General features: G+C 38.9%; 27 protein-coding genes. 9 read left to right on the plus strand and 18 right to left on the minus strand.

The window, feature by feature from the left end; all coding sequences use genetic code 11:
• Positions 1 to 6 precede the first annotated feature (6 nt).
• Together proC and FZF09_RS04940 are read left to right on the plus strand one after the other, a co-directional pair.
• Positions 7 to 843 (plus strand): pyrroline-5-carboxylate reductase, encoded by an 837-nt coding sequence (proC, locus tag FZF09_RS04935; RefSeq protein ID WP_158735478.1) that lies wholly within the window; start codon positions 7 to 9, stop codon positions 841 to 843.
• A gap of 244 nt (positions 844 to 1,087) precedes the next feature.
• A complete protein-coding gene (locus FZF09_RS04940) occupies positions 1,088 to 1,942 on the plus strand; it encodes an ion transporter (protein WP_158735479.1) in 855 nt (284 codons plus the stop codon).
• Positions 1,943 to 2,450: 508 nt separating this feature from the next.
• Here the strand turns inward: FZF09_RS04940 and FZF09_RS04945 are convergent.
• The 4 genes from FZF09_RS04945 to bioB all read right to left on the minus strand — a co-directional run bounded on the left by FZF09_RS04945 (position 2,451) and on the right by bioB (position 6,289).
• Positions 2,451 to 3,818 (minus strand): aspartate kinase, encoded by a 1,368-nt coding sequence (locus FZF09_RS04945; RefSeq protein ID WP_158735480.1) that lies wholly within the window; start codon positions 3,816 to 3,818, stop codon positions 2,451 to 2,453.
• 303 nt (positions 3,819 to 4,121) lie between these two features.
• Positions 4,122 to 4,457: a hypothetical protein gene (locus FZF09_RS04950; protein ID WP_158735481.1), complete on the minus strand. Its 336-nt coding sequence runs from the start codon at positions 4,455 to 4,457 to the stop codon at positions 4,122 to 4,124.
• Between the two features lie 13 nt (positions 4,458 to 4,470).
• Complete coding sequence (locus FZF09_RS04955; RefSeq protein ID WP_158735482.1) at positions 4,471 to 5,037, minus strand: nitroreductase family protein; 567 nt, start codon at positions 5,035 to 5,037, stop codon at positions 4,471 to 4,473.
• Positions 5,038 to 5,293: 256 nt separating this feature from the next.
• A complete protein-coding gene (gene bioB / locus FZF09_RS04960) occupies positions 5,294 to 6,289 on the minus strand; it encodes a biotin synthase BioB (RefSeq protein ID WP_158735483.1) in 996 nt (331 codons plus the stop codon).
• A gap of 225 nt (positions 6,290 to 6,514) precedes the next feature.
• On the opposite strand from bioB, the gene FZF09_RS04965 reads away from it, so the two are divergent.
• Entirely contained in the window at positions 6,515 to 6,823 is a 309-nt protein-coding gene (locus FZF09_RS04965) for a MerR family transcriptional regulator (RefSeq protein WP_091582760.1), read from the plus strand.
• A 167-nt stretch (positions 6,824 to 6,990) separates the two neighbouring features.
• On the opposite strand, the gene FZF09_RS04970 is transcribed toward FZF09_RS04965, so the two are convergent.
• The gene (locus FZF09_RS04970; protein ID WP_158735484.1) at positions 6,991 to 7,128 is read right to left on the minus strand and encodes a hypothetical protein; all 138 of its coding nucleotides are present in this window, start codon (positions 7,126 to 7,128) and stop codon (positions 6,991 to 6,993) included.
• 203 nt (positions 7,129 to 7,331) lie between these two features.
• Here FZF09_RS04970 and cbpB point away from each other — a divergent pair, with 203 nt between their 5' ends.
• Entirely contained in the window at positions 7,332 to 7,769 is a 438-nt protein-coding gene (gene cbpB / locus FZF09_RS04975) for a cyclic-di-AMP-binding protein CbpB (protein WP_091582758.1), read from the plus strand.
• A 277-nt stretch (positions 7,770 to 8,046) separates the two neighbouring features.
• Positions 8,047 to 9,066 (plus strand): NADPH dehydrogenase NamA, encoded by a 1,020-nt coding sequence (gene namA / locus FZF09_RS04980; protein WP_158735485.1) that lies wholly within the window; start codon positions 8,047 to 8,049, stop codon positions 9,064 to 9,066.
• Between the two features lie 63 nt (positions 9,067 to 9,129).
• Here the strand turns inward: namA and FZF09_RS04985 are convergent, their stop codons facing one another.
• The 5 genes from FZF09_RS04985 to FZF09_RS05005 all read right to left on the minus strand — a co-directional run bounded on the left by FZF09_RS04985 (position 9,130) and on the right by FZF09_RS05005 (position 11,447).
• Positions 9,130 to 9,558 (minus strand): SRPBCC family protein, encoded by a 429-nt coding sequence (locus tag FZF09_RS04985; protein ID WP_158735486.1) that lies wholly within the window; start codon positions 9,556 to 9,558, stop codon positions 9,130 to 9,132.
• Positions 9,559 to 9,788: 230 nt separating this feature from the next.
• Positions 9,789 to 10,232 carry a YlbF/YmcA family competence regulator gene (locus FZF09_RS04990; RefSeq protein ID WP_158735487.1) on the minus strand — a complete coding sequence of 148 codons (444 nt, stop codon included), beginning with the start codon at positions 10,230 to 10,232 and terminating at the stop codon, positions 9,789 to 9,791.
• Between the two features lie 60 nt (positions 10,233 to 10,292).
• Positions 10,293 to 10,706 (minus strand): hypothetical protein, encoded by a 414-nt coding sequence (locus FZF09_RS04995; protein WP_158735488.1) that lies wholly within the window; start codon positions 10,704 to 10,706, stop codon positions 10,293 to 10,295.
• Between the two features lie 69 nt (positions 10,707 to 10,775).
• On the minus strand, positions 10,776 to 11,003 hold the full coding sequence (locus FZF09_RS05000) for a YlbE-like family protein (protein ID WP_158735489.1): 228 nt from the start codon (positions 11,001 to 11,003) through the stop codon (positions 10,776 to 10,778).
• Between the two features lie 21 nt (positions 11,004 to 11,024).
• Positions 11,025 to 11,447, minus strand: a complete 423-nt coding sequence (locus FZF09_RS05005; RefSeq protein ID WP_158735490.1) for a YlbD family protein — start codon at positions 11,445 to 11,447, stop codon at positions 11,025 to 11,027.
• A gap of 109 nt (positions 11,448 to 11,556) precedes the next feature.
• Between FZF09_RS05005 and FZF09_RS05010 the strand changes: the two genes are divergently transcribed.
• Positions 11,557 to 12,054 (plus strand): PaaI family thioesterase, encoded by a 498-nt coding sequence (locus FZF09_RS05010; protein WP_158735491.1) that lies wholly within the window; start codon positions 11,557 to 11,559, stop codon positions 12,052 to 12,054.
• A 128-nt stretch (positions 12,055 to 12,182) separates the two neighbouring features.
• Here the strand turns inward: FZF09_RS05010 and FZF09_RS05015 are convergent, their stop codons facing one another.
• Entirely contained in the window at positions 12,183 to 12,611 is a 429-nt protein-coding gene (locus FZF09_RS05015) for a CBS domain-containing protein (RefSeq protein ID WP_158735492.1), read from the minus strand.
• Between the two features lie 174 nt (positions 12,612 to 12,785).
• Here FZF09_RS05015 and FZF09_RS05020 point away from each other — a divergent pair, with 174 nt between their 5' ends.
• Both FZF09_RS05020 and ytvI read left to right on the plus strand, forming a co-directional pair.
• Positions 12,786 to 13,145, plus strand: a complete 360-nt coding sequence (locus tag FZF09_RS05020; protein ID WP_158735493.1) for a YugN family protein — start codon at positions 12,786 to 12,788, stop codon at positions 13,143 to 13,145.
• 218 nt (positions 13,146 to 13,363) lie between these two features.
• Positions 13,364 to 14,428, plus strand: coding sequence for a sporulation integral membrane protein YtvI (gene ytvI, locus FZF09_RS05025; protein ID WP_158735686.1), 1,065 nt, complete (start codon positions 13,364 to 13,366; stop codon positions 14,426 to 14,428).
• A 49-nt stretch (positions 14,429 to 14,477) separates the two neighbouring features.
• Here the strand turns inward: ytvI and FZF09_RS05030 are convergent, their stop codons facing one another.
• The 6 genes from FZF09_RS05030 to cyoE all read right to left on the minus strand — a co-directional run bounded on the left by FZF09_RS05030 (position 14,478) and on the right by cyoE (position 20,247).
• A complete protein-coding gene (locus FZF09_RS05030; RefSeq protein ID WP_370514423.1) occupies positions 14,478 to 15,047 on the minus strand; it encodes a DUF420 domain-containing protein in 570 nt (189 codons plus the stop codon).
• Between the two features lie 132 nt (positions 15,048 to 15,179).
• Positions 15,180 to 15,524, minus strand: coding sequence for a cytochrome C oxidase subunit IV family protein (locus FZF09_RS05035; RefSeq protein ID WP_091582730.1), 345 nt, complete (start codon positions 15,522 to 15,524; stop codon positions 15,180 to 15,182).
• A 2-nt stretch (positions 15,525 to 15,526) separates the two neighbouring features.
• On the minus strand, positions 15,527 to 16,147 hold the full coding sequence (locus tag FZF09_RS05040; RefSeq protein WP_158735494.1) for a cytochrome (ubi)quinol oxidase subunit III: 621 nt from the start codon (positions 16,145 to 16,147) through the stop codon (positions 15,527 to 15,529).
• A gap of 1 nt (position 16,148) precedes the next feature.
• Complete coding sequence (ctaD, locus tag FZF09_RS05045; RefSeq protein ID WP_158735495.1) at positions 16,149 to 18,020, minus strand: cytochrome c oxidase subunit I; 1,872 nt, start codon at positions 18,018 to 18,020, stop codon at positions 16,149 to 16,151.
• Between the two features lie 26 nt (positions 18,021 to 18,046).
• Positions 18,047 to 19,135 carry a cytochrome c oxidase subunit II gene (gene coxB / locus FZF09_RS05050; protein WP_158735496.1) on the minus strand — a complete coding sequence of 363 codons (1,089 nt, stop codon included), beginning with the start codon at positions 19,133 to 19,135 and terminating at the stop codon, positions 18,047 to 18,049.
• A gap of 179 nt (positions 19,136 to 19,314) precedes the next feature.
• On the minus strand, positions 19,315 to 20,247 hold the full coding sequence (cyoE, locus tag FZF09_RS05055) for a heme o synthase (RefSeq protein WP_158735497.1): 933 nt from the start codon (positions 20,245 to 20,247) through the stop codon (positions 19,315 to 19,317).
• 363 nt (positions 20,248 to 20,610) lie between these two features.
• On the opposite strand from cyoE, the gene FZF09_RS05060 reads away from it, so the two are divergent.
• On the plus strand, positions 20,611 to 21,522 hold the full coding sequence (locus FZF09_RS05060; protein WP_158735498.1) for a COX15/CtaA family protein: 912 nt from the start codon (positions 20,611 to 20,613) through the stop codon (positions 21,520 to 21,522).
• Between the two features lie 97 nt (positions 21,523 to 21,619).
• Here the strand turns inward: FZF09_RS05060 and FZF09_RS05065 are convergent, their stop codons facing one another.
• Positions 21,620 to 22,786 carry a GNAT family N-acetyltransferase gene (locus FZF09_RS05065; protein ID WP_158735499.1) on the minus strand — a complete coding sequence of 389 codons (1,167 nt, stop codon included), beginning with the start codon at positions 22,784 to 22,786 and terminating at the stop codon, positions 21,620 to 21,622.
• Positions 22,787 to 22,824: the final 38 nt, after the last annotated feature.

Consider the following 22,824-nt stretch of genomic DNA (forward strand, 5'->3'; position numbering starts at 1 on the left):
AGAAAGATGCTTCAAAACAAAACCATTGCTTTCATCGGAGCAGGCTCCATGGCAGAATCCATTCTCGGCGGCTTGCTCTCTGAAAATCTTGTAAAGCCTCAACAGATTGTTGTTACCAATAAAACGAATGATCAACGGTTAAATGAATTAAACGAATGCTACAAAGTTAGCATTGCTGAATCAAAAGAAGATGCTATGAAAAAAGCTGACCTCGTGATTCTTGCGATGAAACCAAAACATATTGAAGATGGTATTTCATCTATTAAAGAATACACCAAGGACAATCATTTAGTCATTTCTGTATTAGCCGGTATTTCTACTAGTTATATAGAAGAACTGTTTGGTATGAAAACAGCTGTAGTCAGAGCGATGCCCAACACTTCTTCAAAAGTCAGTGCTTCAGCTACAGCTCTTTGCCGGGGCTATTATGCAAGCGCTCATCACCTTGATACGGCTTCCGCGTTATTTGCAGCAATTGGTACCGTAACCATATTTGATGAAGCAAAGATGGATGCAGTTACTGGAATATCCGGGAGTGGACCAGCTTACTTCTATTATTTTGTAGAAGCTATGGAAATAGCAGCAAAAGAAGCAGGCCTACCGGAAACAGAAGCGAAAGAATTAATCGTTCAAACGCTTGCAGGAGCAGCCAAACGCTTGCAAAACTCAGATCAGCCGCCAAATGACCTTTATAACGAAGTAATGAGTCCTGGCGGTACGACCGAAGCAGCGTTTAAAACACTAGAACACCATAGTGTACAAGAACATTTCAAAAACAGCATCAAAGAAGCTATTAAACGATCAAAAGAACTGGGCTCTGCCACACGCAGCCCTATATCTTAGTTCAATGGAAGCTGTCTCGAAACCAACGAGACAGCTTTTCTTCTCCTTTGAGGAATTAGTCCGTCTCACCCAGATTCATTTTAGATGACGATACGTTTTTAATATCATTATCAAATATCCTTTACTTTTCACCATTTATCCATTTGTTTTCACTCCTTTTCCCTTTCTTCTTTGTTATTCTTTTAGTAAAATTTAATAGGCAATTACATTACATAAACGTTAAAGGAGAGGAAAACCAACACTTATGAACAGCGAGGCAGTAAATCGTTTTAGAAATAATATCGCCCGCCTGGTTGAACACCGCGCTTTTATAAACACAGTAATGATTTTTATCCTTATTAATGCTGCTATTGTTGGCGTAGAAACATTTCCTGCTATCTATGAAAACAATGCTTTTCTCTTCTATTTGGCAGACAGAGTGCTCTTATGGATTTTTACTATAGAAATTGTACTACGTCTCATTGCTGCCAAACCAATGCTCGGCTTTTTTAAAAGTTCATGGAACTGGTTTGACTTTCTTATCGTGTTTGCTGGGCATGTTTTTGCTGGTGCTCATTTTGTAACCGTCCTTCGGATTTTAAGAGTGCTGCGCGTACTTCGTGCTATATCTATTATCCCTTCCCTGCGCCGGCTTGTTGACGCCCTTTTGTTAACCATTCCGGCTTTAGGAAACATTATGATTTTGATGAGTATTATATTTTACATTTATGCTGTTATCGGCACAATGCTGTATCAAGAGATTGCGCCTGAATACTTTGGCAATTTGCAGTTGTCTTTATTAACATTATTCCAAGTCGTCACTTTGGAATCGTGGGCCAGCGCCGTCATGCGCCCGATTTTCGAACAATCTCCAATGGCATGGGTTTATTTTGTGAGCTTTGTTCTCGTAGGTACATTTGTGATTTTTAACCTATTTATTGGTGTTATTGTTAACAATGTAGAAAAAGCGAGTGAAATGGAATTACCCGGTAATGATACCGATGAAGAAAAAAAAGAACCTACTCCCTTTACGAATGAAAATCAAATTGATGATTTGCAGCGAGAAGTTCAAGAATTAAAAGAGCTGTTATTAGAAGAAAAACGTGAACGAATTAAGTAGAAAAAGGAGCCCCTTCCAATCTATTTGGATGAGACTCCCCTTTTTTTAAAAGGTAAGAAATTATAAATATTTGGTGTTTTTGATGTCTAGCTTCAGCGCCCAGCCGCTCAGGCGCACACAATAAAGAGGAACTTTTGCTAAAACCGCGAACGTCCTGTCGCAACGCAAAAGTCTACACTTCCTGTGCAAGCCCGTTCAGCGTTGGCACAGGACGTCCTTCCACACGATATGGTGACTTCTACGTTGTACACTCGTCGCCAAAAACGCCACGTCCTTTGGCATTGGCGACATTAGCACATCCTATGCGTCGATGTGTGCGATCTTAGTAGAAGTTCATGAAAATGAGCTGAACGTCTTATGTCTTCCCTTTCGACTCCGGGCCGCAGGCGACCCAGCGCGAAAGCTCCAGAACCTGTCGCGGGCTCCCAGGATGGGAGTCAGTTCGGCGTTGTCACAGGACGTGACGCTCGTAGCCGAACTTCCTTCTTTTAAGGCGCTTGCGCTTTTCTTACTGGAGGACTTCTTTTGTACTAAAGAACTCTTCATATAAACCGCGGATCGCAAGGTCTACGTTGTCTTCGTGAATACCAAATGATAATGACACTTCAGAAGATCCCTGATTGATCATCTCAATATTGACACCTTGTTCAGATATGGCTTTTGCTGCTCTTGAAGCAATACCTACCGTTTCATGCATCCCTTCTCCAACTAGCATAATCATAGCAAAACCTTTTTCAATATAAGCATCATCTGCATCTAGTTCATCGATAACTCGACGGATAATCGTATCTTCCTTTTGGGGTGTTAATTGACTGTCATCTAAGATGACGGAAGTATCATCAATACCTGAAGGAATATGTTCATAAGATATCCCTTCATCTTCGATAATTTGAAGCAATTTACGTCCAAAACCAACTTCACGGTTCATAAGGTATTTACGCACATAAATAGTGCTGAACCCTTTTTCTGCTGCAATCCCGATGACAGGGTTCATCGTGTATTCACGCTCATTAATAATCATGGTTCCGTCTGCACTCGGATTATTAGTATTCTTCACACAAACAGGCACATTCTTTTTAAAAGCAGGGATAAGCGCTTCATCATGAAACACGCCAAATCCAGCATAAGAAAGCTCTCGCATTTCACGATAAGTCATCCGCTTAATAGAACAAGGGTTATCTACTACTTTCGGATTGGCTGCAAATACCGAATCGACATCTGTAAAGTTTTCATAAAGATCTGCTTGTACTCCAGCTGCTACGATAGAACCTGTAATATCTGAACCGCCGCGCGGAAAGGTAACTAGGCGGCCTTCTTTTGAAAAGCCGAAAAAACCAGGGATAATTAAAATACCGTTTTTTTCTCTAAGCTTAAATAAATGATCATATGCTTCCGGAAGTACTTGGGCATTACCTGGTGTATCACTTACATATAATCCTGCTTGTTCCGGATGAATATATTCTGCAACAAATCCCATGCTTTGTAAGTAACGGGCAATTATTTTAGCATTATTGTCTTCTCCGCTCGCTTTGATCTGGTCCATAAACTGTCCTTCATTGGATCGATCAAAGGCAAGCCGGCTTTTTAAGTCATCTTCAATCGTATGGACAATATCTTCACCAAGTCCAAGACCTTCGGCAATGTCACGATAACGTTCTACCACTGCCTGCAGTTCAGCTTCAGCTTTTCCGTCTTTTAAAAAGGTCTCCCCAAGAGTAATCAACAAGTCTGTTACTTTTGTATCTTCATCATTGCGTTTCCCTGGTGCTGATACAACAATAAACTTTCTGTCTGTATCAGAGGTAACTATATTTGTTACTTTTTTAATTTGTTCTGCACTGGCAAGAGAAGTGCCTCCGAATTTAGCTACTTTCATCTCTGTTATACATCTCCTATGCTTTGATTGTCTTCTGTTTTTGTTTATCAGAAAATTTCACAAATATTAGCTTATCACACGTGATAGTTCATCACAAAGTGCTTTTTACAGCATTATATACAGTTCTTATGCTTATAGATGTGTGAGAGGTAGTCATCCGCCATACGCTCTTTATCTGTCGATGGTTCTGTTACGTGCTTAAAAATAGTAATAACTCGGCTTACCACCATGTAGCAGAAGCCATTTTTGCTTATGCTGTATATCCGTAACACGATAGATATCTGCTTTAAAAGAAATATCCGCTTAACCCCAAATCGTTTCATCATCCCATTTTGTTTCTGAAATACCAATTGTTTTTAATAACGCAATATTAATCGGTACATTTTTTTCTACCAGTGTTTCCTGGGTACAAGAGGATTCAGGCTTATAATCCAAATCTTTTGCCTCCCTATACTCTGCTTCTTGTAAGTAGTTGCTTAAATCCGCTTGGTTAAAACAAGGCGGCGTAACATATATGTGATTTGTGTGATCCACAATCGTACGCGCATCAGGAGGTGCGCTTAATTGAATAGGAATAAAGAAACCTAAAGTTACCAAGAGCGAAAGCACTGCTGCTGCCGTTATTACAATGTTTTTCATATTACCTTCCTCCTCAGTCAAGCCAGCTTATATTATCTTGTTCCTTCCGGGTTTTTATCTTCGGGGTATCTTTTGGATAGCCGAGAAAAAGAAAACCAATAATTTCTTCTTCTTCTCCAGGATTGATAATCTCCCTCGCTTTTTTATCTTTCACAAGCTGACCAGTGGCCCATTTGGTTCCTACTCCTTCATCCCATGCCGCGAGCATAAAATTTTGAACAGCACATGCAGTGGCAGCAAAATCTTCTTTCTCACGTACAGGATCTACACTATAACGATGCGTCGTTACAGCAATCACCCAAGGAAGTTCTGCCATGAACGTATACGCTTGTTCCTTTGCTTTTACAGCTCGCTCTGAATCTTTGTCCATAAATTTTTCTATTTTCAATTGACTTCTTCTTGACGCCAATTTTTCTTTGGTTTTTCCTGTTATCGCATAAAAATGCCATGGTTCCGTCATTTTATGATTCGGTGCATGAATAGCACAATGAATAGCTTTTTCAATAATAGACCGCTCGACTGGTTCATTTTTAAAAGTATGTATCGTTCGTCTTGACAACAATCCTTGTGTAAGTTCCAATGTCCTCTTCCTTTCTTCCATCTATTTATAACGTTCTCCCCCATATATATTATACCGCGAGCAGCTTCCTTTCTCCTAGAGGAAATGTAAATATTCATAACAAAACTAACACCTTGATAGAGCAAGTTCGGCTAAGGTAAAGGATATGAAGTCGCTCGAGCGGCTAGGAGTATCAGATCAATAATACATAGAGGTTATCCATTATTGAAAGCCAAAAAGCCGTCCCTGCTTTTAAATTGGGACGGCTTCTTACCAATCAAGATGGTTCTGGAACTGCATATTGTTCAACCCTAAAACCCATATCCTCGATCATTTGATGATCATCCTTTACTTTTTGTCCGCCTGTTGTTAAATAATCACCTACAAATATGGAGTTTGCGGCATACAATGTGAGCGGCTGTAAAGAGCGGATATTTACTTCTCTTCCGCCTGATACGCGGATTTCTTTGTCCGGCAGAATAAACCTGGCAGCTGCAAGAATTTTTAGCGAGCGCATAGGAGCGACACCATTTCTATCTTCAAGCGGCGTTCCTTGCACAGGATGTAAAAAGTTTACCGGAACAGAATCAGCATCCAATTCCTTTAATGCAAATAATGTTTCAATTAATTGTTCATCTGTTTCGCCCATTCCTGCTATCACGCCCGAACACGGAGAAATACCTGCATTTTTCGCGTGATTGACCGTTCTTTCTCTGTCTTCATACGTATGAGTGGTAGTTATAGCTTCATGATGATCTTTATGTGTATTCAAATTATGATTGTAGCGGTCAACCCCAGCTGTTTTTAAACGCTCAGCCTGGCCTTCTTTTAAAATCCCAAGACAAGCACATATTTTGAGCGGCATTTCCTGTTTAATTTCTTTAACCGCTTCTGCGACATGATCTACTTCCTTTTCCGTCGGACCTCGACCGCTGGCCACAATACAATATGTACCGGCCTTACGTTCCATCGCTTCTTTTGCTCCTTTTACTAAGGAATCTTTATCGAGCAAAGGATATTTATCTGCATTGGTATCTGCAATAGAAGATTGAGCGCAATACCCGCAATCTTCAGGACACAAGCCGCTTTTAGCATTCACAATCATATTTAATTTAACGTCATTTTTATAGTAATGATATCTCAGTTTATAAGCTCCGTTTAGAAGCGACAGTATATGATTATCTCGTACCGAAAGAATATCAAGTCCATCTTGCTTCGTTACTTTTTTTCCTTGCAATACTTCATCCGCCAAACGAATCCAACTGTTATTCATGCCTCACACTCCAATGTAAACATATTTTATATAAACGTTAACATTAATTATGTTTACAAGCAATTGCTTTTTGGAAACTTATTCAAAAATGTGTTTGTGTTAATTTTTTTGATTTGTTATGTTAGTTTTTCTTACATTAACCCTCCATTTTGTTTTAACATGTGATATATTAAGGACAAAGTAAAAGAAACTTCGTTAGATATTGTTTAAAAGGAGCGCACGTTTATGTCTTCTTCTTACAAAGATAAAAAAGTAATCACAATAGGAGTCGTAAGTGAATTAACAGGATTGTCTGAACGAAAAATCCGTTATTATGAAGAAAGAAAGCTTGTCTTTCCTGAAAGAACATCGGGCGGTACTCGCAAATACTCCTTTGACGATGTGGAACGATTAGTTGATATTGCCAATAAAATGGAAGATGGAATGCAAACGTTTGACATCCGAAGAATGGAACAGAAAAAGTTACCAAAAAAAGAATTGCGTGAACGTATGCTGCGTGGTCAGCTTAATGCAGCTTTCAACATGAGAAAATAAAATTTTAAATGCATGTGCTTACGATTAAAATCTAATACGATCATAGCGACAACGAAAAACGTCGTTCACTTATACTCCTCTTTAATAAGCTGAAAATAAAAAGTACATTCATCTGTATAAGTGAAATGACGTCGTTCGCTTTCAGAAAACGAGATATGTCGATCAACTCATAGCTTATTAAGAAAAGCGCAAGCACCTTGCTCACGAGCGACAAGTCCTGGAGGGGCGGCAAATGGAAAGCTGACCTTTGCTTTCCATTTGCGGACCGAAGGAATCTCGAGCGAGTAGGCGCTTGCGCTAGACATGTAAAACGCTAAATATTCTTACCTTTTAAAAAAAATCGTTTTAAAAACGTAAAATTTCACCCCCTCCTTAAAGAAAACGCTTACATTTAGCACTTGACATATTCTCCCTACCCCTCTACTATTATATTGGGTCACATTTTTTAGTTTGTTTAGGGCCACTTTCTTTTTCAACGGATAAATTATTAAGAAAGAAAGTGATGAAGATGTTACAAACATTAAAAAACAGCCAAATCATGGATAGTGAGATCAAAGAACTGATGATTTCGCACGAAAAAGTAGCACATGTTCAATTAAACAACCCGCTTGACCATGCACTGCTTGTTTTAATTAAGTCTGGCTACACAGCAATCCCAGTGCTTGACACAGAATATAAAGTACACGGGCAAATTAGCAAAGCCCAAATTCTTGATTCTATTTTAGGTATTGAACGAATTGAAATGGAACGCCTTCATGATTACAAGGTTAGTGATGTTATGACTACGAAAGTACCTAAAATGAATAAGAACGAAACGTTCGGAAAAGCGTTAATGCTCTCTATTAACCATCCATTTGTTTGTATTGAAGACGATGAGCGTTCTTTCATTGGGATAATGACACGCCGTTCTATTCTTGCTTTAATTCATCGTTACCTAGGTAAGTGATAATACAAGTTTATTTTGCTTATTCATTCTATCGCTGATAGGAGAAAGATGGCCCTTAGGGTACATGAGTCAATATTCAACAAGAAAGAAAAAGCTCTGAGCAGACGCTCAGAGCTTTTTCTTTCACTCCATTATTAAAAACTGGTAATATAAGAACGTACCATATAGTGATTAGAAAAATTCGGGTCGCTGCCAAGTCCAGATGGCAGAAGTCGCAGTTTTACTTATACGTTTAAACTTTCCTAAAGTAAAATAAAAATGAAGGTGGAGTTACTGTATGAAACCAGCATTATTTACCTCTTATTCGCTCAAAAACATAACATTTAAAAATCGAATTGTGATGTCGCCGATGTGCATGTATTCTTGTTTTAACCAGGATGGAAAAATAACGGATTGGCATCTTTATCATTATGCAAGTAGAGCCATGGGACAAGCTGGTCTTATCTTTACGGAGGCTGCTGCTGTAACTCCTCAAGGACGTATTTCACACGAAGACCTTGGTATTTGGGATGACAGTCAACTAGATGGGTTACAAAAACTGACTAGAACAGTAAAAGAAAATGGTTCTCATATTGGAGTTCAGCTCGCTCACGCCGGCAGAAAAGCTACTGTGGATGGGCCGATTATCGCTCCTTCTCCGATCCCTTTTAATGATGACATCAAAACGCCAGATGAAATGAGCGAACCAGACATTCATGAAACCATAAAAGCATTCAAAAATGCGGCAGAACGGGCAATCGAAGTAGGGTTTGATGTATTAGAAATACACGCAGCGCACGGCTATCTGGTTAATGAATTTTTGTCTCCTCTAACCAATCACCGCACAGACAGCTACGGAGGATCACTAAAAAACCGTTACCGATTTTTAGAAACAATCATTAAAGAAGTGAGAAAGGTGTGGGATGGACCACTATTTGTCCGGATCTCTGCAAATGAATACGAAGAGCATGGAAACAAAATAGAAGACTTCATTCAGCTGGCATCGTGGATGAAGCTGGACGGTGCAGACCTTATAGATTGCAGCTCTGGCGGTATCACACCTAAAAGACCTCATGCATTTCCAGGTTTCCAAGTTCCAAACGCTGAAACCATCCGCCAAAAAGCAGGGATATCTACAGGAGCTGTAGGTTTAATTACGAGCGGCATTCAAGCTGAAGAAATTTTGCAAAATGAACGAGCCGATCTCGTTTTTATTGGAAGAGACTTGCTTAGAAATCCGTACTGGCCGCTTAAAGCAGCGAATGAGCTGAATTACTCTCTTGAGGGTCCTAAACAATATGATAGAGGCTGGAATTAAGTGAAATGTAACGACCAAAAAGCAGCGGAGCAGATACTTTTTTCTTTAGCTCCACTGCTTTTTTCATTTAAATTGCGTTTTGATTGCATGTGCTCTTGCTTGAAACATTTTCTTTAATATGCTTTTCATTAGGAAAGCTGGCAGTTTACAACTAAAATTCACACGATCGGTAATCCCTGTAAACTCTCCCCAGTTTTGAAAAGAGTGTTCGTGCTTCCAATAAGTAAAAGGAAACGGCATTTGTATTCCTTTATCTACAAACAGATAAGGATGTTTAACTTCCACTATTTCTGCAGCCCAATCCATTTTTTGAATACCAATATCTATACTTAGATGAATTACTTCATTTTGAGCCGTATGTTCTCCGGAAAGTACGTTGATTTTTGGAAAAGCAGTGAGCACTTCCAAATATTTAGGATTTTGAAAAAGTTCCCATACTCTCTCTACATCTGCTTTTACTATCGTTTGATATATACATTCACCTTCAAACAATGTCCTCCTCCTCTTTATAATCATTACTTTATTATCTTACCTCTATTGTAAAAGAATCTAGATATTTAAAACTTACAATTTAAAGTATAAGAAAAGCGCAAGCGCCCTGGTCAGCCGCGACAGGTTCTGGAGCTAGACATGTAAAATCCCAAATATTTATAATTTCTTACCTTTATAAAAAAATACAACCCTGCCTGCGTATTACAGCCAGAGTTGTATTATAACTGATTTTAACCGCAGCCGCAGCTTCCACCAGATCCGCAACCGCCGCCACATGAAGCATTATCAAAGTACGGATTGCCGGTTGGTACCTTAATAGTTGGGGAAACAGCACCTGCAACTTCCGCACATATCTCGTTTAGAAGCTGTTCTAATTCTTTTTCCGCTTTTTTAAAACTTGCAATCGGTTCATACAAATCAAGCTCACGTTTAACTTGACGTACTTGTTTGGAAATGGTCTTATAATCTGGGTGATACTTCCCAAACCTCTGAACATCATCATATTTGTCTTTCCACGATGCAAACTCAGCGATTAAACGTTGTGCCTTTTTGTCGCTTTCCATCTGCTTTCGTGCTTGTTTATAATGTATAAAAACCTCAGACTGGAGAACGATTTGTCCAACTAAGGCAGATTCATCTAGCAAATCAACCGAGGTTGATAAAACTGCAGACATGAGAACACCTCCGTTATTTCATTATAACATGGGTAGTCCGCAATTATGAAATAACGTTTTTTAAGGTGCAGCGATTTCTATTTCAAATGATATGGTTTCTGCTTTCGATTTCCCATCATAAGAAACCGGCCTAACATCAATCGTGTGCTCTCCAGGAGGCAGACTTTTCATAATAAAAGCTGCTTGATTCATTTTGGCCGCTTCCTGCCCATTCATTTGAACGAGTAAATAACCGTCTCCGCCTTTTTCTTTATCAGCAAGTGAAAAATCTGGTATTACACATTCAAGATATAAATCTTTATTTTTTAACTTATATTGTAAAGTCCAATCTTCTGATTCTATGCCTTTCATTTTAGCAGCTGGGACAGCAGCATCTTCTCGCACTTCAAGAATTTCTAAAGCATTCACGTCCTGCTGCCCAAAACATACAGCTGATGCCATCAAAATAATAAAAGCTGCAAGCCCTTTTATCATATCAAAAAACCCTCCTTTGCTCATTTAGTATATGGCATTGGAAGGTTTTTAAACATTTCGTGCTTTACTTTATTTATTATTTAATAATTTTAAAATCATGAGAACCATATCCATATTTTTCTGAAACCGTTCGAGCCGCTGCGGAATCGTTTGACCATGATATACTTTAGACGCTGAGATAAACTCTTCTATTTTTTCTGGATGCTTATTTAAAGTACGGTACCATTGAGGATGAAAACGGAGAAACTCTTTGTATTCTGGTTTCGTCTGAATAAGTGAATACGTTTGCGGATGCATATACCGATGCCTCCCTTCCGTTTAGAAACCTCTGAAAGAAAAAGGATCTTGCGGCGGCCGCGGCGGTCCGGACGGTTTTTGAAACTGCTGCAGTACACGCTGAACATTTCCCATCATACCACTAAACTGAGAGATTTGTTTCTGCAAATCTTGAATGTTTATTTGTCCGATCGTCTTCATTAAATTGGATAACGAATCCGCTTGAGCTGAATTATCATTAGATTTCTCTTCTTCAGAAACTCGGAAAGGCTTCCAATCATCATGTTCCTCTCCTAATATAACCCAATCTTGATACAATTGATTCCACGTACGATGTCCTTCCCTTACTTCTTTTATTAAACGTGGATGCTTTTGAAGAAATTCACGAAATTCATAAAGTGACGATGGCAAGGAGTCGCTGCTCATAGATTTTCCACCTCCAGCAAAACTTGTTGCTTTCATCATACGCATATGCCCTGTTTTTGTTCGCCCAGATTAGACTTTCTTTGCATTGTTTGGCTATTACGTTACAATATTATTGTTCAAGCAATACACACAAGAAAGGATCTACTTCATGATTATGTCAAAAAATGAATTACAAGAAAGATATGCTGCTTTTATTGAAAATGCCACAGAAGAAGAGCAAAATGTAATGGAAGAAATGATTCGCGGATGGGAAGGTAAACGGGAGGGTCAATATTATTCGTTTGTTGGAAGCTGGCTGCAAACCAACAGAAATTGGAAAGATGATGAAACATATGAGGTAACGATCCCTCTTCATAAAGGATTAGAAAACCCTTTATCTATGGTGCACGGCGGAGTCACTGCCACTCTGCTTGATTCCACGATGGGCGGTCTTGCGAATGAAATTACTCCTGAAGGCAAAGGATCCGTTACGTTGGAAATGAAAATCAACTATATTAAACCTGGAAAAGGAGAAACACTCCGCTGTGAATCAAAAGTGATCTCAAAAAGTAAAAGTATGATTGTAACCGAAGGAAAAGTATACAATGATGATAATCAAGTTATTGCCTTCGGATCCGGCACCTTTTATATTATAAACCTTAAATAAAATCTCTTTAACGTATTATAAAGCGTCTAAAATCTGCAGCTGGTAAGCTGTACTCACGTAAACTCGGTCAACTTCAGCCCCTAAAACATAGAGAAGAGCTGCCCCTAGGGACAGCTCTGTTTTTTATATTAGTGATGTACTTCCGGCCTCTCTGAAATTTCACTGAGTGCAAACGAAGCCTCTTCATCCGTCGTTGTATCGACAGCCATATCTCCAAGTGAAGCAATTCCTATTAGCTGCTGATTTTCAACTATCGGCAGACGACGTATTTGTTTTTCCGCCATCATCCTTGCTGCTTGGTGAATATCCATATTTGGTTCTGATGTAATAATATTTGAACTCATGACATCAGATACCGATGTAGTGTTTGGTTTCTTTTCTGCAATGCAGCGCAGCACGATATCCCGATCTGTAATCATACCCATGAGATTTTTATCTTGCGTCACTGGTATAGACCCTACATCATAATCTTTCATTTTCATGGCTGCATCATATACGGTATCATCTGGTCTGCAGCATTCCACTTCAGTTGTCATTACGTCTTGTACAGTCTTCATTTTACTCTTTACCTCCCTCATTTGGATTCGCTTGTTACTATGCCCAGCTTTTTTTTATTTATACTTGAGTAAAAGTTCATGAAAAGTTTCTATGCCCCGGCGTTGCATCTTTTTTTTTTTCGTACTATGATTAAATAAGATTTGTATGTAACTAATAATCAGGAGGGAATTAACATGAAAATTGAAGATTTCGACTTCCATGGAAAAGAGTTTCAATTCGGAAGTTTAGAAAGAATTATGAAAAAAAATGGCTTTATCCATGAAGGCCAGTGGGATTACGAACGTGTTACATTCGATTATAAAATGCTAGACAAAACAGATGATGCTACCTACTTTTTACGTATCCAAGCTTTTGCTGTCCAAGGAGAAATTCCAAAAGAAGATGCGGAAGTTCAATTACTGACTCCATTTCTTGGAAGACACTATTACCCTCATGGTGTGGAATACGATGAAGATTTCCCAAATAAGATTGTAACGAAGTGCAAAAACAAAATTGAAAGCGTGTATAATGAATTGGTGGAAGCTGACAAATAAGAAAGTTATATCTGTCATTACATAAGTTAAAGAACCGGATGAATTCATATTCACCGGTTTTTCTCTTTAACCATTCACTTTTAAAAAGCTTCAAGGTGTTTTTCTGTTCAATCTAAAGCTGTCATATTATAATAATATTAGAAAGGAACTGGCAACGCCAAGTTAATGGCAGTGCCTTACAACAGCAGAATCAGGTATTGGTCGAAAGGAGCTTGGCTGTGTCATCCATTTTCAACAAAAAAATAATTTTGCGCATCTTTACAATTGCACTTATACTAGTTGGCGCATACTTTATTCTGCCGGTCTCCGGTCCTATAATACTTGCTCTGTTAACTGCTTTGCTTTTATCTCCAGCTGTACGGTTCATTATGGCAAAAACCGGCGTCAAACGAAGCATGGCTGTTACTCTCGTGTTCACCTTATTTCTTTGTATTCTTGGTCTAAGCGGCTACATACTTGTTACACAAGTCGTTACTCAAGTTGTGTATCTTATTGAGAACCTGCCTGCTTATGTCAGTGACTTAAATCAAACCTGGCTGAATATTCAATTCAAAATAGAAAAGGCTTACGAAGACTTGGATTTGCCTCCTGAAGTGATTCATGAGATAAACAACCAAATTACGGATATGTTAAATAATCTTCGCGATCAACTTTCAAGCGGGGACCTGATCAATGAAATTACTGGTATGGTGGCAGCCATTCCAAGATATCTTGTCAGTTTTCTAGTTTACTTAATCGCTCTTTTTCTATTTTTAATTGAATTGCCAAGGCTCAAACAAAAAATGCATGCTTTTATGAAAGAAGACACTTCAGAAAAATTTAAGTTTATGACATCAAGACTTTCATATGTTATTTTAGGTTTTTTCAAAGCTCAATTTTTAGTCAGCATTATTATATTTTTAGTTACGATTGTCAGCTTATACATTTTCACACCTGATGTGGCACTGATTATGTCGATCGTCATATGGCTGATCGATTTTATACCGATCATTGGATCCATTGCGATACTTGCTCCGTGGTCATTGTATTATTTCATTTCCGGAAACGCGCTTACTGGAACGCAGCTTCTCATATTAGCAGCTGTTCTGCTGATTATACGAAGAACCGTTGAACCGAAAGTGATGGGACACCATATCGGATTATCTCCATTAGCCACCTTGATATCGTTATATATTGGTCTTACATTATTTGGCGTAATTGGCTTCATTATAGGGCCGCTTGCTGTCATTGCATTTACTTCAGCGAGAGAAGCAGGTATTATTAAAATGAATTTCAAAATTTAATAGATACAGAAAAGGCTGTCCTGCTTGTATATAAGCGGACAGCCTTTTCTTAATAATAAGGGGAAATCATAACATACACAAGCACACCAGTAATGCTGACATATAACCATAAAGGCATGGTCCAGCGCGCAATTTTTCGATGCTTCTTCACTTGATATTTGATTCCTCGCATAAAAGACAGTACGGCTAAAGGAACAATTACAATGGCAAGAATAATATGGGTTATTAAAATAAAATAATAAATAGCGGCCATGGCTCCACTGCCGCCGTATTCTGTTGATTCTGCGATGTAATGATAGGTAACATACGTAATTAGAAACAATGCGGTTGACGTAAAAGCAGCATAAATAAAGCGGCGGTGCATTTTAATGTTTTTACGTAAAATGAAAAACAAAGCGGTAAACAAAAACACAGTGGTAAAACTATTGAAAATTGCATTCAACATCGGAAGAACGGTTAAATCAAAACCTTCTACTTCCCCGCTAAATCCATCCATAAAAAATAAAACGGTGACGAGTCCATTAATGATAATCGTTAATATAACAGCAATCCATACATTACTTTTGTCGTTAGCATTCTTATTTTCATTGGGTAAAGACGACTCATTTTGATCTGCCAATTCATTTACCTCCTTTTCACCTCTTGTGCCCTCTATTATACATGAATAAAGCGTATTCTTTGTTAAAACCTATAACAATCAAGTGAACAGGAAAAACTGCTCCAAGGTTAAAACCCGGAGCAGTTGATTAACTTAATATTTTGTTACACCTAATAGGAGTATCAATGCAATCAATGCCGGTGTAGAAAGAACAACACCAGAAATGATGAAAGCATTCGGCCAGCCGTGGTCTTTGTCTTTAAGATGCATAAAATAATACATTTGAAGGAAAAACTGCACCACAGCCAAAAGTAAAATAAATGGTATAGCAAATCCTACTTCAATCGTTTCAGTTGCTACAGCAATAAATGCGAGGATTGTTAAGAAGATCATGAAAGCAAAGGAAGTTACTTGAATCTTTCTCTCCTTATTAATTTTCATTATCTCTTCTTCTGACATCGAACTTTTCGTAAATGGTTTCGATAAATCATCAGACATTTTTATGCACCCCCAATTCCCATTAAATAGACAACGGTAAAGATAAAGACCCACACCACGTCAATAAAGTGCCAATATAGACTTGCTACGTAAAATTTCGGCGCATTGGTCAGCGTAATGCCTGAACGGCTGTAACGAATAATTAATGTGGTGATCCAGCAAAGTCCAAAAAGTACGTGCGCTCCGTGAAGACCAACCAGGGTATAGAAAGATGATGCAAATGCACTGGTAGTATACCCAAGTCCGTGATGGACATATTCCACAAATTCGTAAATTTCAAATCCTAAGAACCCTAGACCTAATAGAACAGTTACTATCATTAAAACCAGCATGTTCTTAAAGTTATTTTTCTTCATGGAAAACATTGCCAAAACACTTGTCAAAGAACTTGTTAATAACAGCATCGTCATGATAAATACTAGCGGCATCGAAAATAATTCTTCTGCAGACGGTCCGCCAGCCGTTCCTTCTCTAAGACCTAGAAACGTACCAAAAAATGTAGCGAACATGATCGTTTCCCCGCCGAGAAAGATCCAGAAACCTAAAAATTTATTTTTCCCTTCTAACGTTGATTTTTCCGGGTGTGAAGGGAGGCCTTTTGAAAGATCAACCGAGCCTGCCATATCAGCTAACCTCCTTTTCGATTTTCTTTACTTGTTCGAGAGGTATATGATAGCCATGATCCTCTTTAATTGAACGTATAAGCATCGATCCAAAGGTCAGAATAACTCCTGTGCCAATAACTAGGAATGGAGGAACAATGGTATTTTCCATATTCATCATAACCATTCCAAATCCCCAAGTAAATAGTCCAAGACCAATAACAAACGGCAGTATAGATCCGTTTGGCATATGAATATCTGTCATTGGTTCTGCTGGTTTCATCGTGCCATCACCATGAACTTTTTCATAAAACCATGGATCCAACGAACGAACCTGCGGAGTTTGAGCAAAGTTGTACTCTGGGATAGGCGTTGGTGTAGACCATTCTAAAGTACGCGCATCCCATGGATCATTAACTGTAATGCGCTCTGAATTAAATGCAGAATACACGACGTTAATGACAAGAACAAGAATCGCTGCCCCCATAACAAAGGAACCGATGCTTGAAACGAGATTCATTGTTTCCATGCCTTGACCTTCAAGGTACGTATATACACGTCTTGGCATACCGATTAAACCAAGAATGTGCTGAATAAAGAAAGTCATGTGGAAACCAATATAAAACAGCCAAAACATAAGGATACCTAATTTTTCATTCAGTTTATGGCCGAACATTTTTGGATACCAATAGTAAGTACCAGCAAGTAACCCTAATACAATACCACCGATAATAATGTAGTGAAAGTGAGCAACAACAAAGTATGTGTCATGATACAAGTAATCTACAGGCACCATGGCAAGCATTACACCTGTCACACCGCCCAGTACAAATGTCGGTACAAAGGAAGATGCACAGAGCATTGCTGTGTTGAACGTAATTTTTCCGCCCCACATTGTAAAAAGCCAGTTAAAGATCTTGATACCCGTTGGAACGGCGATACCCATGGTAGCAATTGCGAAGACAGAGTTTGTAATCGGACCTAAACCTACTGTGAACATGTGGTGAACCCAAACCATAAACCCTAAAAATGCAATGACTAACGTTGCAAATACCATTGCTGTATAACCAAACAGGCGTTTTCTTGAAAATGCCGGAATAACCTCTGAAATAATACCAAATGCCGGCAAAACAAGAATATATACTTCCGGATGACCAAAAATCCAGAAGATGTGCTGCCAAAGAACAGCGTTTCCTCCCATATCTGGAATGAAAAATTGTCCGCCAAAAATTCGATCGAGCATTAAAAGTGCCAGACCTGCTGCAAGCGGCGTAAAAGCAAATACAATAAGGATCGATACAACAAGGCCTGTCCAGCAGAACAATGGCATTCTCATCATTGTCATACCTGGAGCGCGCATATTAATGATCGTTACAATAAAGTTAATGGCTGATACCAGCGTACCGATACCACTTACCTGGAGGCCTAATACATAGAAATCCAAGCCAAGGTCAGCATATTCTCCGCTTGATAGCGGTACATACGCAGTCCAGCCTGCATCAGGGCCTCCTCCAAAAAACCAGCTTACGCTTAACAAAAGGCCCCCAAAGAAGAAAATCCAAAAACCGAGAGCGTTAACAAAAGGAAATGCCACATCCCTAGCCCCGATTTGTAATGGAATAACAAAGTTCATAAACGCAAAAATCAGCGGAGTTGCTGCTAAAAACAGCATAATCGTCCCATGCATTGTAATTAACTCATTAAATGTCTGTCCGGTAAGAAAATCATTTTCAGCTGACATCAACTGTATTCTCATAAACAAAGCCATCATACCTGCTTTTACGAAAAACAGCGTGCCCGCGATCAAATATAATACCGCCAGCTTTTTATGGTCGACAGTAGTCAGCCAATCCCATAAAACACTTTTATCTTTAGTAGCTGTTGCAGTTGCCACGTGGTTTACCTCCTTTTTAAATTATTTTACTCTTCATCTTCCACGCTAAGAGTATTTAGGTATTCGATAATTGCTTCCATATCCTCGTCGCTCATATCTGGATATGGCTGCATGTTATTACCTTGCTTGAACGATTGTGGATCACGGATCCATTCTTCTAGATTTTCATTATTAAAATCAATTACACCTGCAATATAATCGCGGTCTGCAAAGTTCGTAAGTGTCGGTCCTTGTGCAGAACCTTGTCCTTCTACAGCATGACAGCCAATACAGCCCTGATCTTCAAATACTTGTCGCCCTTCGGCTGCTACAGAATTTTCCTCTGGTGCTTCTTCCTCTTGAGACATACTATCAACCCATGCATCATACTCGTCACGTTCCAAAGCTACAACTTTGAAATCCATTAGAGCGTGAGAAGGTCCACAGAGTTCAGCACATTTCCCTTTATAAACTCCTGGCTCGTCTGCTTGTAACCATAGGCTGTTCTCAACCCCTGGAATAGTATCAATTTTTCCGCCGAGCGCCGGCACCCAAAATGAGTGGATAACATCGTTACCGGTTACATTAAACCAAACCTTTTCCCCAACAGGAATATAGACTTCATTTCCAGCTGTAAATCCTTCTGGATAATCAAATTGCCACCAGTATTGATGTCCCGTTACATCGATGACAACAGCATCCTCACCTTCTGCTGCAGCGTCGGCTGCTTCTTCTGCTTCTTCACCTTCTTCTTCGCCGCTTGATCCTGCAGCTTCCGGAGCTTCCTCAGCTAAATAATATGTACCTGCAATGGTTGGCACAGCAAGAATAACAAGCAATATAATTGGAATAATGGTCCACGTTAATTCCAGTGTCTTACTGCCTTCCACCTGTTTTGGAATCTCATCATCGCCAGGTTTTCTGCGGAACTTTACCACAGCAATAAAGAATAAGGTAAAAACAACAATGATAACTAAAGCCATCACATACAAGCTCAAAATCATATTGTCAAAAATCCATTGAGCCTGCGGGCCATAAGGATCTAATGCTGTTAACCTATCCTCTCCGCACCCTGCCAGAAATAAAAGCATTGCGGACAAAGGAAGGAAACGCAATAAGCCTTTGCGTCCTTTCATAAAGCCATCAAACCTCTCTTTCAAGTAAAATAGTTACAAAATTTATCTTGTATTTATAGTCATTCTCCCTCTCAACCTTTTTTATGAGAAATTGCATTCACAGGACATTTTCAAAAGTAGTATGTCCTGTGAATACAGTAATTCGTCTTAAAGAGGTGAAATGCACCTTGCAGCGACTTTTACATGTGGACAATGACCATAAGTACAAACAGTATGGTTAGGTAATTCAAGGAATACACAAACATTAAACGGGCCCATTTAATATCATCTTTCATTTTGAATCCAGCGAACCCTAAAAGCAGCCAGCCCAAACCTAAAGCAGCTGCTGCAATCGTATATACTAGGCCAAATTCATACAACAATAGTGAAATTGGCAGAAGTGTTCCTACATATAAAACGATTTGCCTTTTTGTCATAGCAAAACCAGCCACAACCGGAAGCATGGGAATTCCTGCTGCCTTATATTCATGAGAGCGCTTCATAGCTAACGCTAAAAAGTGCGGCGGCTGCCAGATAAACATAATAGAAAACAACAGCCAAGCATAAATATGAAGTCCAGGATCAACTGCTGCCCAGCCGATCAACGGCGGAACAGCACCAGAAATGCTCCCAGCGACTGTATTTAAGGTAGACACCCTTTTAAGCCACATCGTATATATCATCACATAAACAACCAAACCGATAATGGCAATAATCGCAGCAACCATTTCCACTGCTGCAAGCATCATAATCCCGACAGCAGACTGTATTAATCCTGCTACCAGAACATTTGTCGGTTTGATATTTCCTGTGACAGTCGGCCTTTCTTTTGTACGCTCCATTAAATGATCGATGTCACGATCAATATAATTATTAAGCGTACACCCCCCTGCCATAACCAAACCAGCACCAATGATTGTCAAAATAAGAATATGCAGATTTTGAACCAATGGAAAACCTGTATATACAGAAGCAAGAAACAGACCTGTAAACGCAGTGATTAAATTTGAAGTTACGATGCCCATTTTAGCAAGGGTTACGTAATCTTTCCAGGATTTCCCCCCAGAAACCGCTCTAGTCTCTTCTGTTTCTATTACTTTTGTAGATTCTATGGCCGTGTTCGTCTTACTCAAACCTTTCACCCCCTTCAAATCTGGCGGTTGCAGACAATCAACATGTCTTTATGAAGAAAGCAAATATATCGACAGCATTTTTCTTGATTCTTCATCAATAAAAAGATTGTACCACATAACCGCATTGTGAGAGAAACTCATTCAATTTTCTTCTCCAATATCATACTACAGACATTATAGCTTAAAATCATTTTTGTTTCATTAGTTTCACAAGTTTCACACTTTCTTCACATTTGTCCATTTCCTTTGAATGTTCATTTTTCTAAAATTGACTTTTTTCGTAGTTTTTCTTTACGATTAGAGTGTTATTGATCCAAAAGTTATTATTTACCGTCTAGAAACTAGACGGGGAGGTGAAAGTGCATGAAAAATAAAGGATTAAAAATATTTGGCATCATCACATCTATTGGTATGTTAATCGTACTCTTGCAAGGTGCACTTGTTACAAAGACTGGCTCAGCTGAAGGATGCGGAGCAACCTGGCCGCTATGTTTTGGAGAAGTAATTCCTGAATCTCCTGCACTTGAAACGATTATAGAATACAGTCACCGGCTTTGGTCCGGATTAATGGGCCTATTCGTTATTATTTTGGCTGTATGGTCCTGGAAAAAGCTTTCACATCTACGCGAAACAAAATTTATGGCGCTTATGGCCGTGTTATTTATTATGTTTCAAGGACTAATGGGAGCCGGCGCTGTTATTTGGGGTAATTCGGATATTGTTTTGGCCCTTCATTTCGGTATTTCAACCATTTCATTTGCCGCGGTTGTTTTATTAACCGTTCTTGCTTTTGAAAACGATCGGCACCATGTTTTGGCACCAATTGTGTCAAAAGGATACAGGACCTATCTCTTTTTTGTGCTGATTTATTGTTACGCTGTTATTTATACAGGAGCATATGTCAAACATACAGAAGCGACGTATGTTTGCGGAGGTTTTCCGTTATGTAACAATGAACTTATTCCAAACATGAACGGCGGATTAGGTTTTGAAATTGGTGTTCATTTTGCGCATCGCGTTTTCGCAAGTCTGTTAGTGATTTTCCTTGTTATTTTGCTAATTTGGACATTGAAGCGATTCCACACGTATAAAAGTTTAGTTTGGACGAGTATTTTAGCTAACCTTCTCGTCTTTATCCAAGTAGCAGCCGGGATATCAGTCTTATATTCCGATAACTACTTAACTCCTGCCTTATTCCATGCCCTTACAGTAACTGTTTTATTTACTATCTTAGGGTACATGGCAATGATTATTACCAGAAACAAAACTTCTTAATCACACAAAAGCAGAGCTTTCCCAATCATGGGAAGCTCCTTTTTTGCTTATGGATAGGATTATATAGCTTTTTGCATGGCAGAAAGTCGGGTTTTTTCTAAAAAAAATCATAAATAAAAGGGGGATTAGTTACTACACTTTGTTTCAGCTTTTGAAATTCTGTCTTGTTCCCTGTAATTTTGCCAGTATCAAAAGCTATATCAACAGGTAAATACCCTAAAAAAACAGCGGCTGCGGTGCGAATGGACATAGAAAGGGCGTTTTCTCCATTTTCTTTTTTTGTCAATTCATTTTTATTTGGGGCAGAGGTGACGCGAAATATACCGTCATTCCAATTACAATTTTCATCTCTTATGTGTAACGTAAGAGAATTTCCTTCTTCCAGCTTTAATGGATATTGTATTAAAAATCCTTTTATATCAATAATTCGTGCCATGAAATAACTGTTTCTTGTTTCAGTTATTTTAGGGTCCGGTAAAAAATAGCGAGTGGGATCATCAATCGGTGGTTTTACATCTGCTTCGTTTATCATCGAGTCATGATTGGCAATAAATCTCCAAATTTGTTGTCTTGTTTCTTCATCTGTTGAAGCGTACTCATGCACAGTCATTTTTTTGTTTTTGACATTATAAATAATGTATCCTTTTTCTTCTCCGTCGCTATTAGAGTAAACAGCAATTTGTGCTTTTTTTATTTTACGGTGGACATAACGCCACCAATTCTCATCGCGCTCAACAGCTCCATTATACCTGTGTGCAAAGGTGTGATATATATTGTTAAGAATCGGCCAATCATCAATAGTAATACGGTCGAAGCTGCCATTTTCGATACCGCCTTTTTCTGGAAGCTGTTCTCTTTTTAAATGCCATGTAAGTGAATCTGAAAACAACTCCCATCCGAACTTACGATAAAATCCAATGGAAAAAGGAAATAAAAAAGAAAGCTGATGCCCTCTTTCGTACATATCTTTTAAAGATTCTTCCAATAGCTTCCTCACAAGACCGTTTCTTCTTGCTTCTGGCCAGGTAGCTACCCCGGAAACTCCCCCCATCTTCATTTTCCTGCCTCCTACAAATACATTGGCTGGCAGTATGTGAAGCTTTGACAGTAACCTGTTTTCTTCTGCAGCAATCCATGTATTCTCCGGTGTCATGACGCGTTCCATGTTGATTCTGTCTTCCTCAGTCATTTCAAATTGAAAGGCAAATTGATTAAGTTCAAGGCTCTGTTCAAGCTCTGTTTCTTTTATTTTTCGAATTTCCATAGCAAGCAGTCTCCTTTAAAGATGTAAGTCTTTTTAGA

This window comes from Alteribacillus sp. YIM 98480 (assembly GCF_009765375.1).
Taxonomy (GTDB): Bacteria; Bacillota; Bacilli; order Bacillales; family Marinococcaceae; genus Alteribacillus.

What these genes read in the sequence shown, in the direction of transcription:
- proC (WP_158735478.1), top strand. Translation starts at nt 7, where the DNA reads ATGCTTCAAAACAAAACCATTGCTTTCATCGGAGCAGGCTCCATGGCA.
- FZF09_RS04940 (WP_158735479.1), top strand. Translation starts at nt 1,088, where the DNA reads ATGAACAGCGAGGCAGTAAATCGTTTTAGAAATAATATCGCCCGCCTG.
- FZF09_RS04945 (WP_158735480.1), bottom strand. Translation starts at nt 3,818, where the DNA reads ATGAAAGTAGCTAAATTCGGAGGCACTTCTCTTGCCAGTGCAGAACAA.
- FZF09_RS04950 (WP_158735481.1), bottom strand. Translation starts at nt 4,457, where the DNA reads ATGAAAAACATTGTAATAACGGCAGCAGCAGTGCTTTCGCTCTTGGTA.
- bioB (WP_158735483.1), bottom strand. Translation starts at nt 6,289, where the DNA reads ATGAATAACAGTTGGATTCGTTTGGCGGATGAAGTATTGCAAGGAAAA.
- FZF09_RS04965 (WP_091582760.1), top strand. Translation starts at nt 6,515, where the DNA reads ATGTCTTCTTCTTACAAAGATAAAAAAGTAATCACAATAGGAGTCGTA.
- FZF09_RS04970 (WP_158735484.1), bottom strand. Translation starts at nt 7,128, where the DNA reads ATGTCTAGCGCAAGCGCCTACTCGCTCGAGATTCCTTCGGTCCGCAAA.
- cbpB (WP_091582758.1), top strand. Translation starts at nt 7,332, where the DNA reads ATGTTACAAACATTAAAAAACAGCCAAATCATGGATAGTGAGATCAAA.
- namA (WP_158735485.1), top strand. Translation starts at nt 8,047, where the DNA reads ATGAAACCAGCATTATTTACCTCTTATTCGCTCAAAAACATAACATTT.
- FZF09_RS04990 (WP_158735487.1), bottom strand. Translation starts at nt 10,232, where the DNA reads ATGTCTGCAGTTTTATCAACCTCGGTTGATTTGCTAGATGAATCTGCC.
- FZF09_RS04995 (WP_158735488.1), bottom strand. Translation starts at nt 10,706, where the DNA reads ATGATAAAAGGGCTTGCAGCTTTTATTATTTTGATGGCATCAGCTGTA.
- FZF09_RS05000 (WP_158735489.1), bottom strand. Translation starts at nt 11,003, where the DNA reads ATGCATCCGCAAACGTATTCACTTATTCAGACGAAACCAGAATACAAA.
- FZF09_RS05005 (WP_158735490.1), bottom strand. Translation starts at nt 11,447, where the DNA reads ATGATGAAAGCAACAAGTTTTGCTGGAGGTGGAAAATCTATGAGCAGC.
- FZF09_RS05010 (WP_158735491.1), top strand. Translation starts at nt 11,557, where the DNA reads ATGATTATGTCAAAAAATGAATTACAAGAAAGATATGCTGCTTTTATT.
- FZF09_RS05015 (WP_158735492.1), bottom strand. Translation starts at nt 12,611, where the DNA reads ATGAAGACTGTACAAGACGTAATGACAACTGAAGTGGAATGCTGCAGA.
- FZF09_RS05020 (WP_158735493.1), top strand. Translation starts at nt 12,786, where the DNA reads ATGAAAATTGAAGATTTCGACTTCCATGGAAAAGAGTTTCAATTCGGA.
- FZF09_RS05035 (WP_091582730.1), bottom strand. Translation starts at nt 15,524, where the DNA reads ATGTCTGATGATTTATCGAAACCATTTACGAAAAGTTCGATGTCAGAA.
- FZF09_RS05040 (WP_158735494.1), bottom strand. Translation starts at nt 16,147, where the DNA reads ATGGCAGGCTCGGTTGATCTTTCAAAAGGCCTCCCTTCACACCCGGAA.
- coxB (WP_158735496.1), bottom strand. Translation starts at nt 19,135, where the DNA reads ATGAAAGGACGCAAAGGCTTATTGCGTTTCCTTCCTTTGTCCGCAATG.
- FZF09_RS05060 (WP_158735498.1), top strand. Translation starts at nt 20,611, where the DNA reads ATGAAAAATAAAGGATTAAAAATATTTGGCATCATCACATCTATTGGT.
- FZF09_RS05065 (WP_158735499.1), bottom strand. Translation starts at nt 22,786, where the DNA reads ATGGAAATTCGAAAAATAAAAGAAACAGAGCTTGAACAGAGCCTTGAA.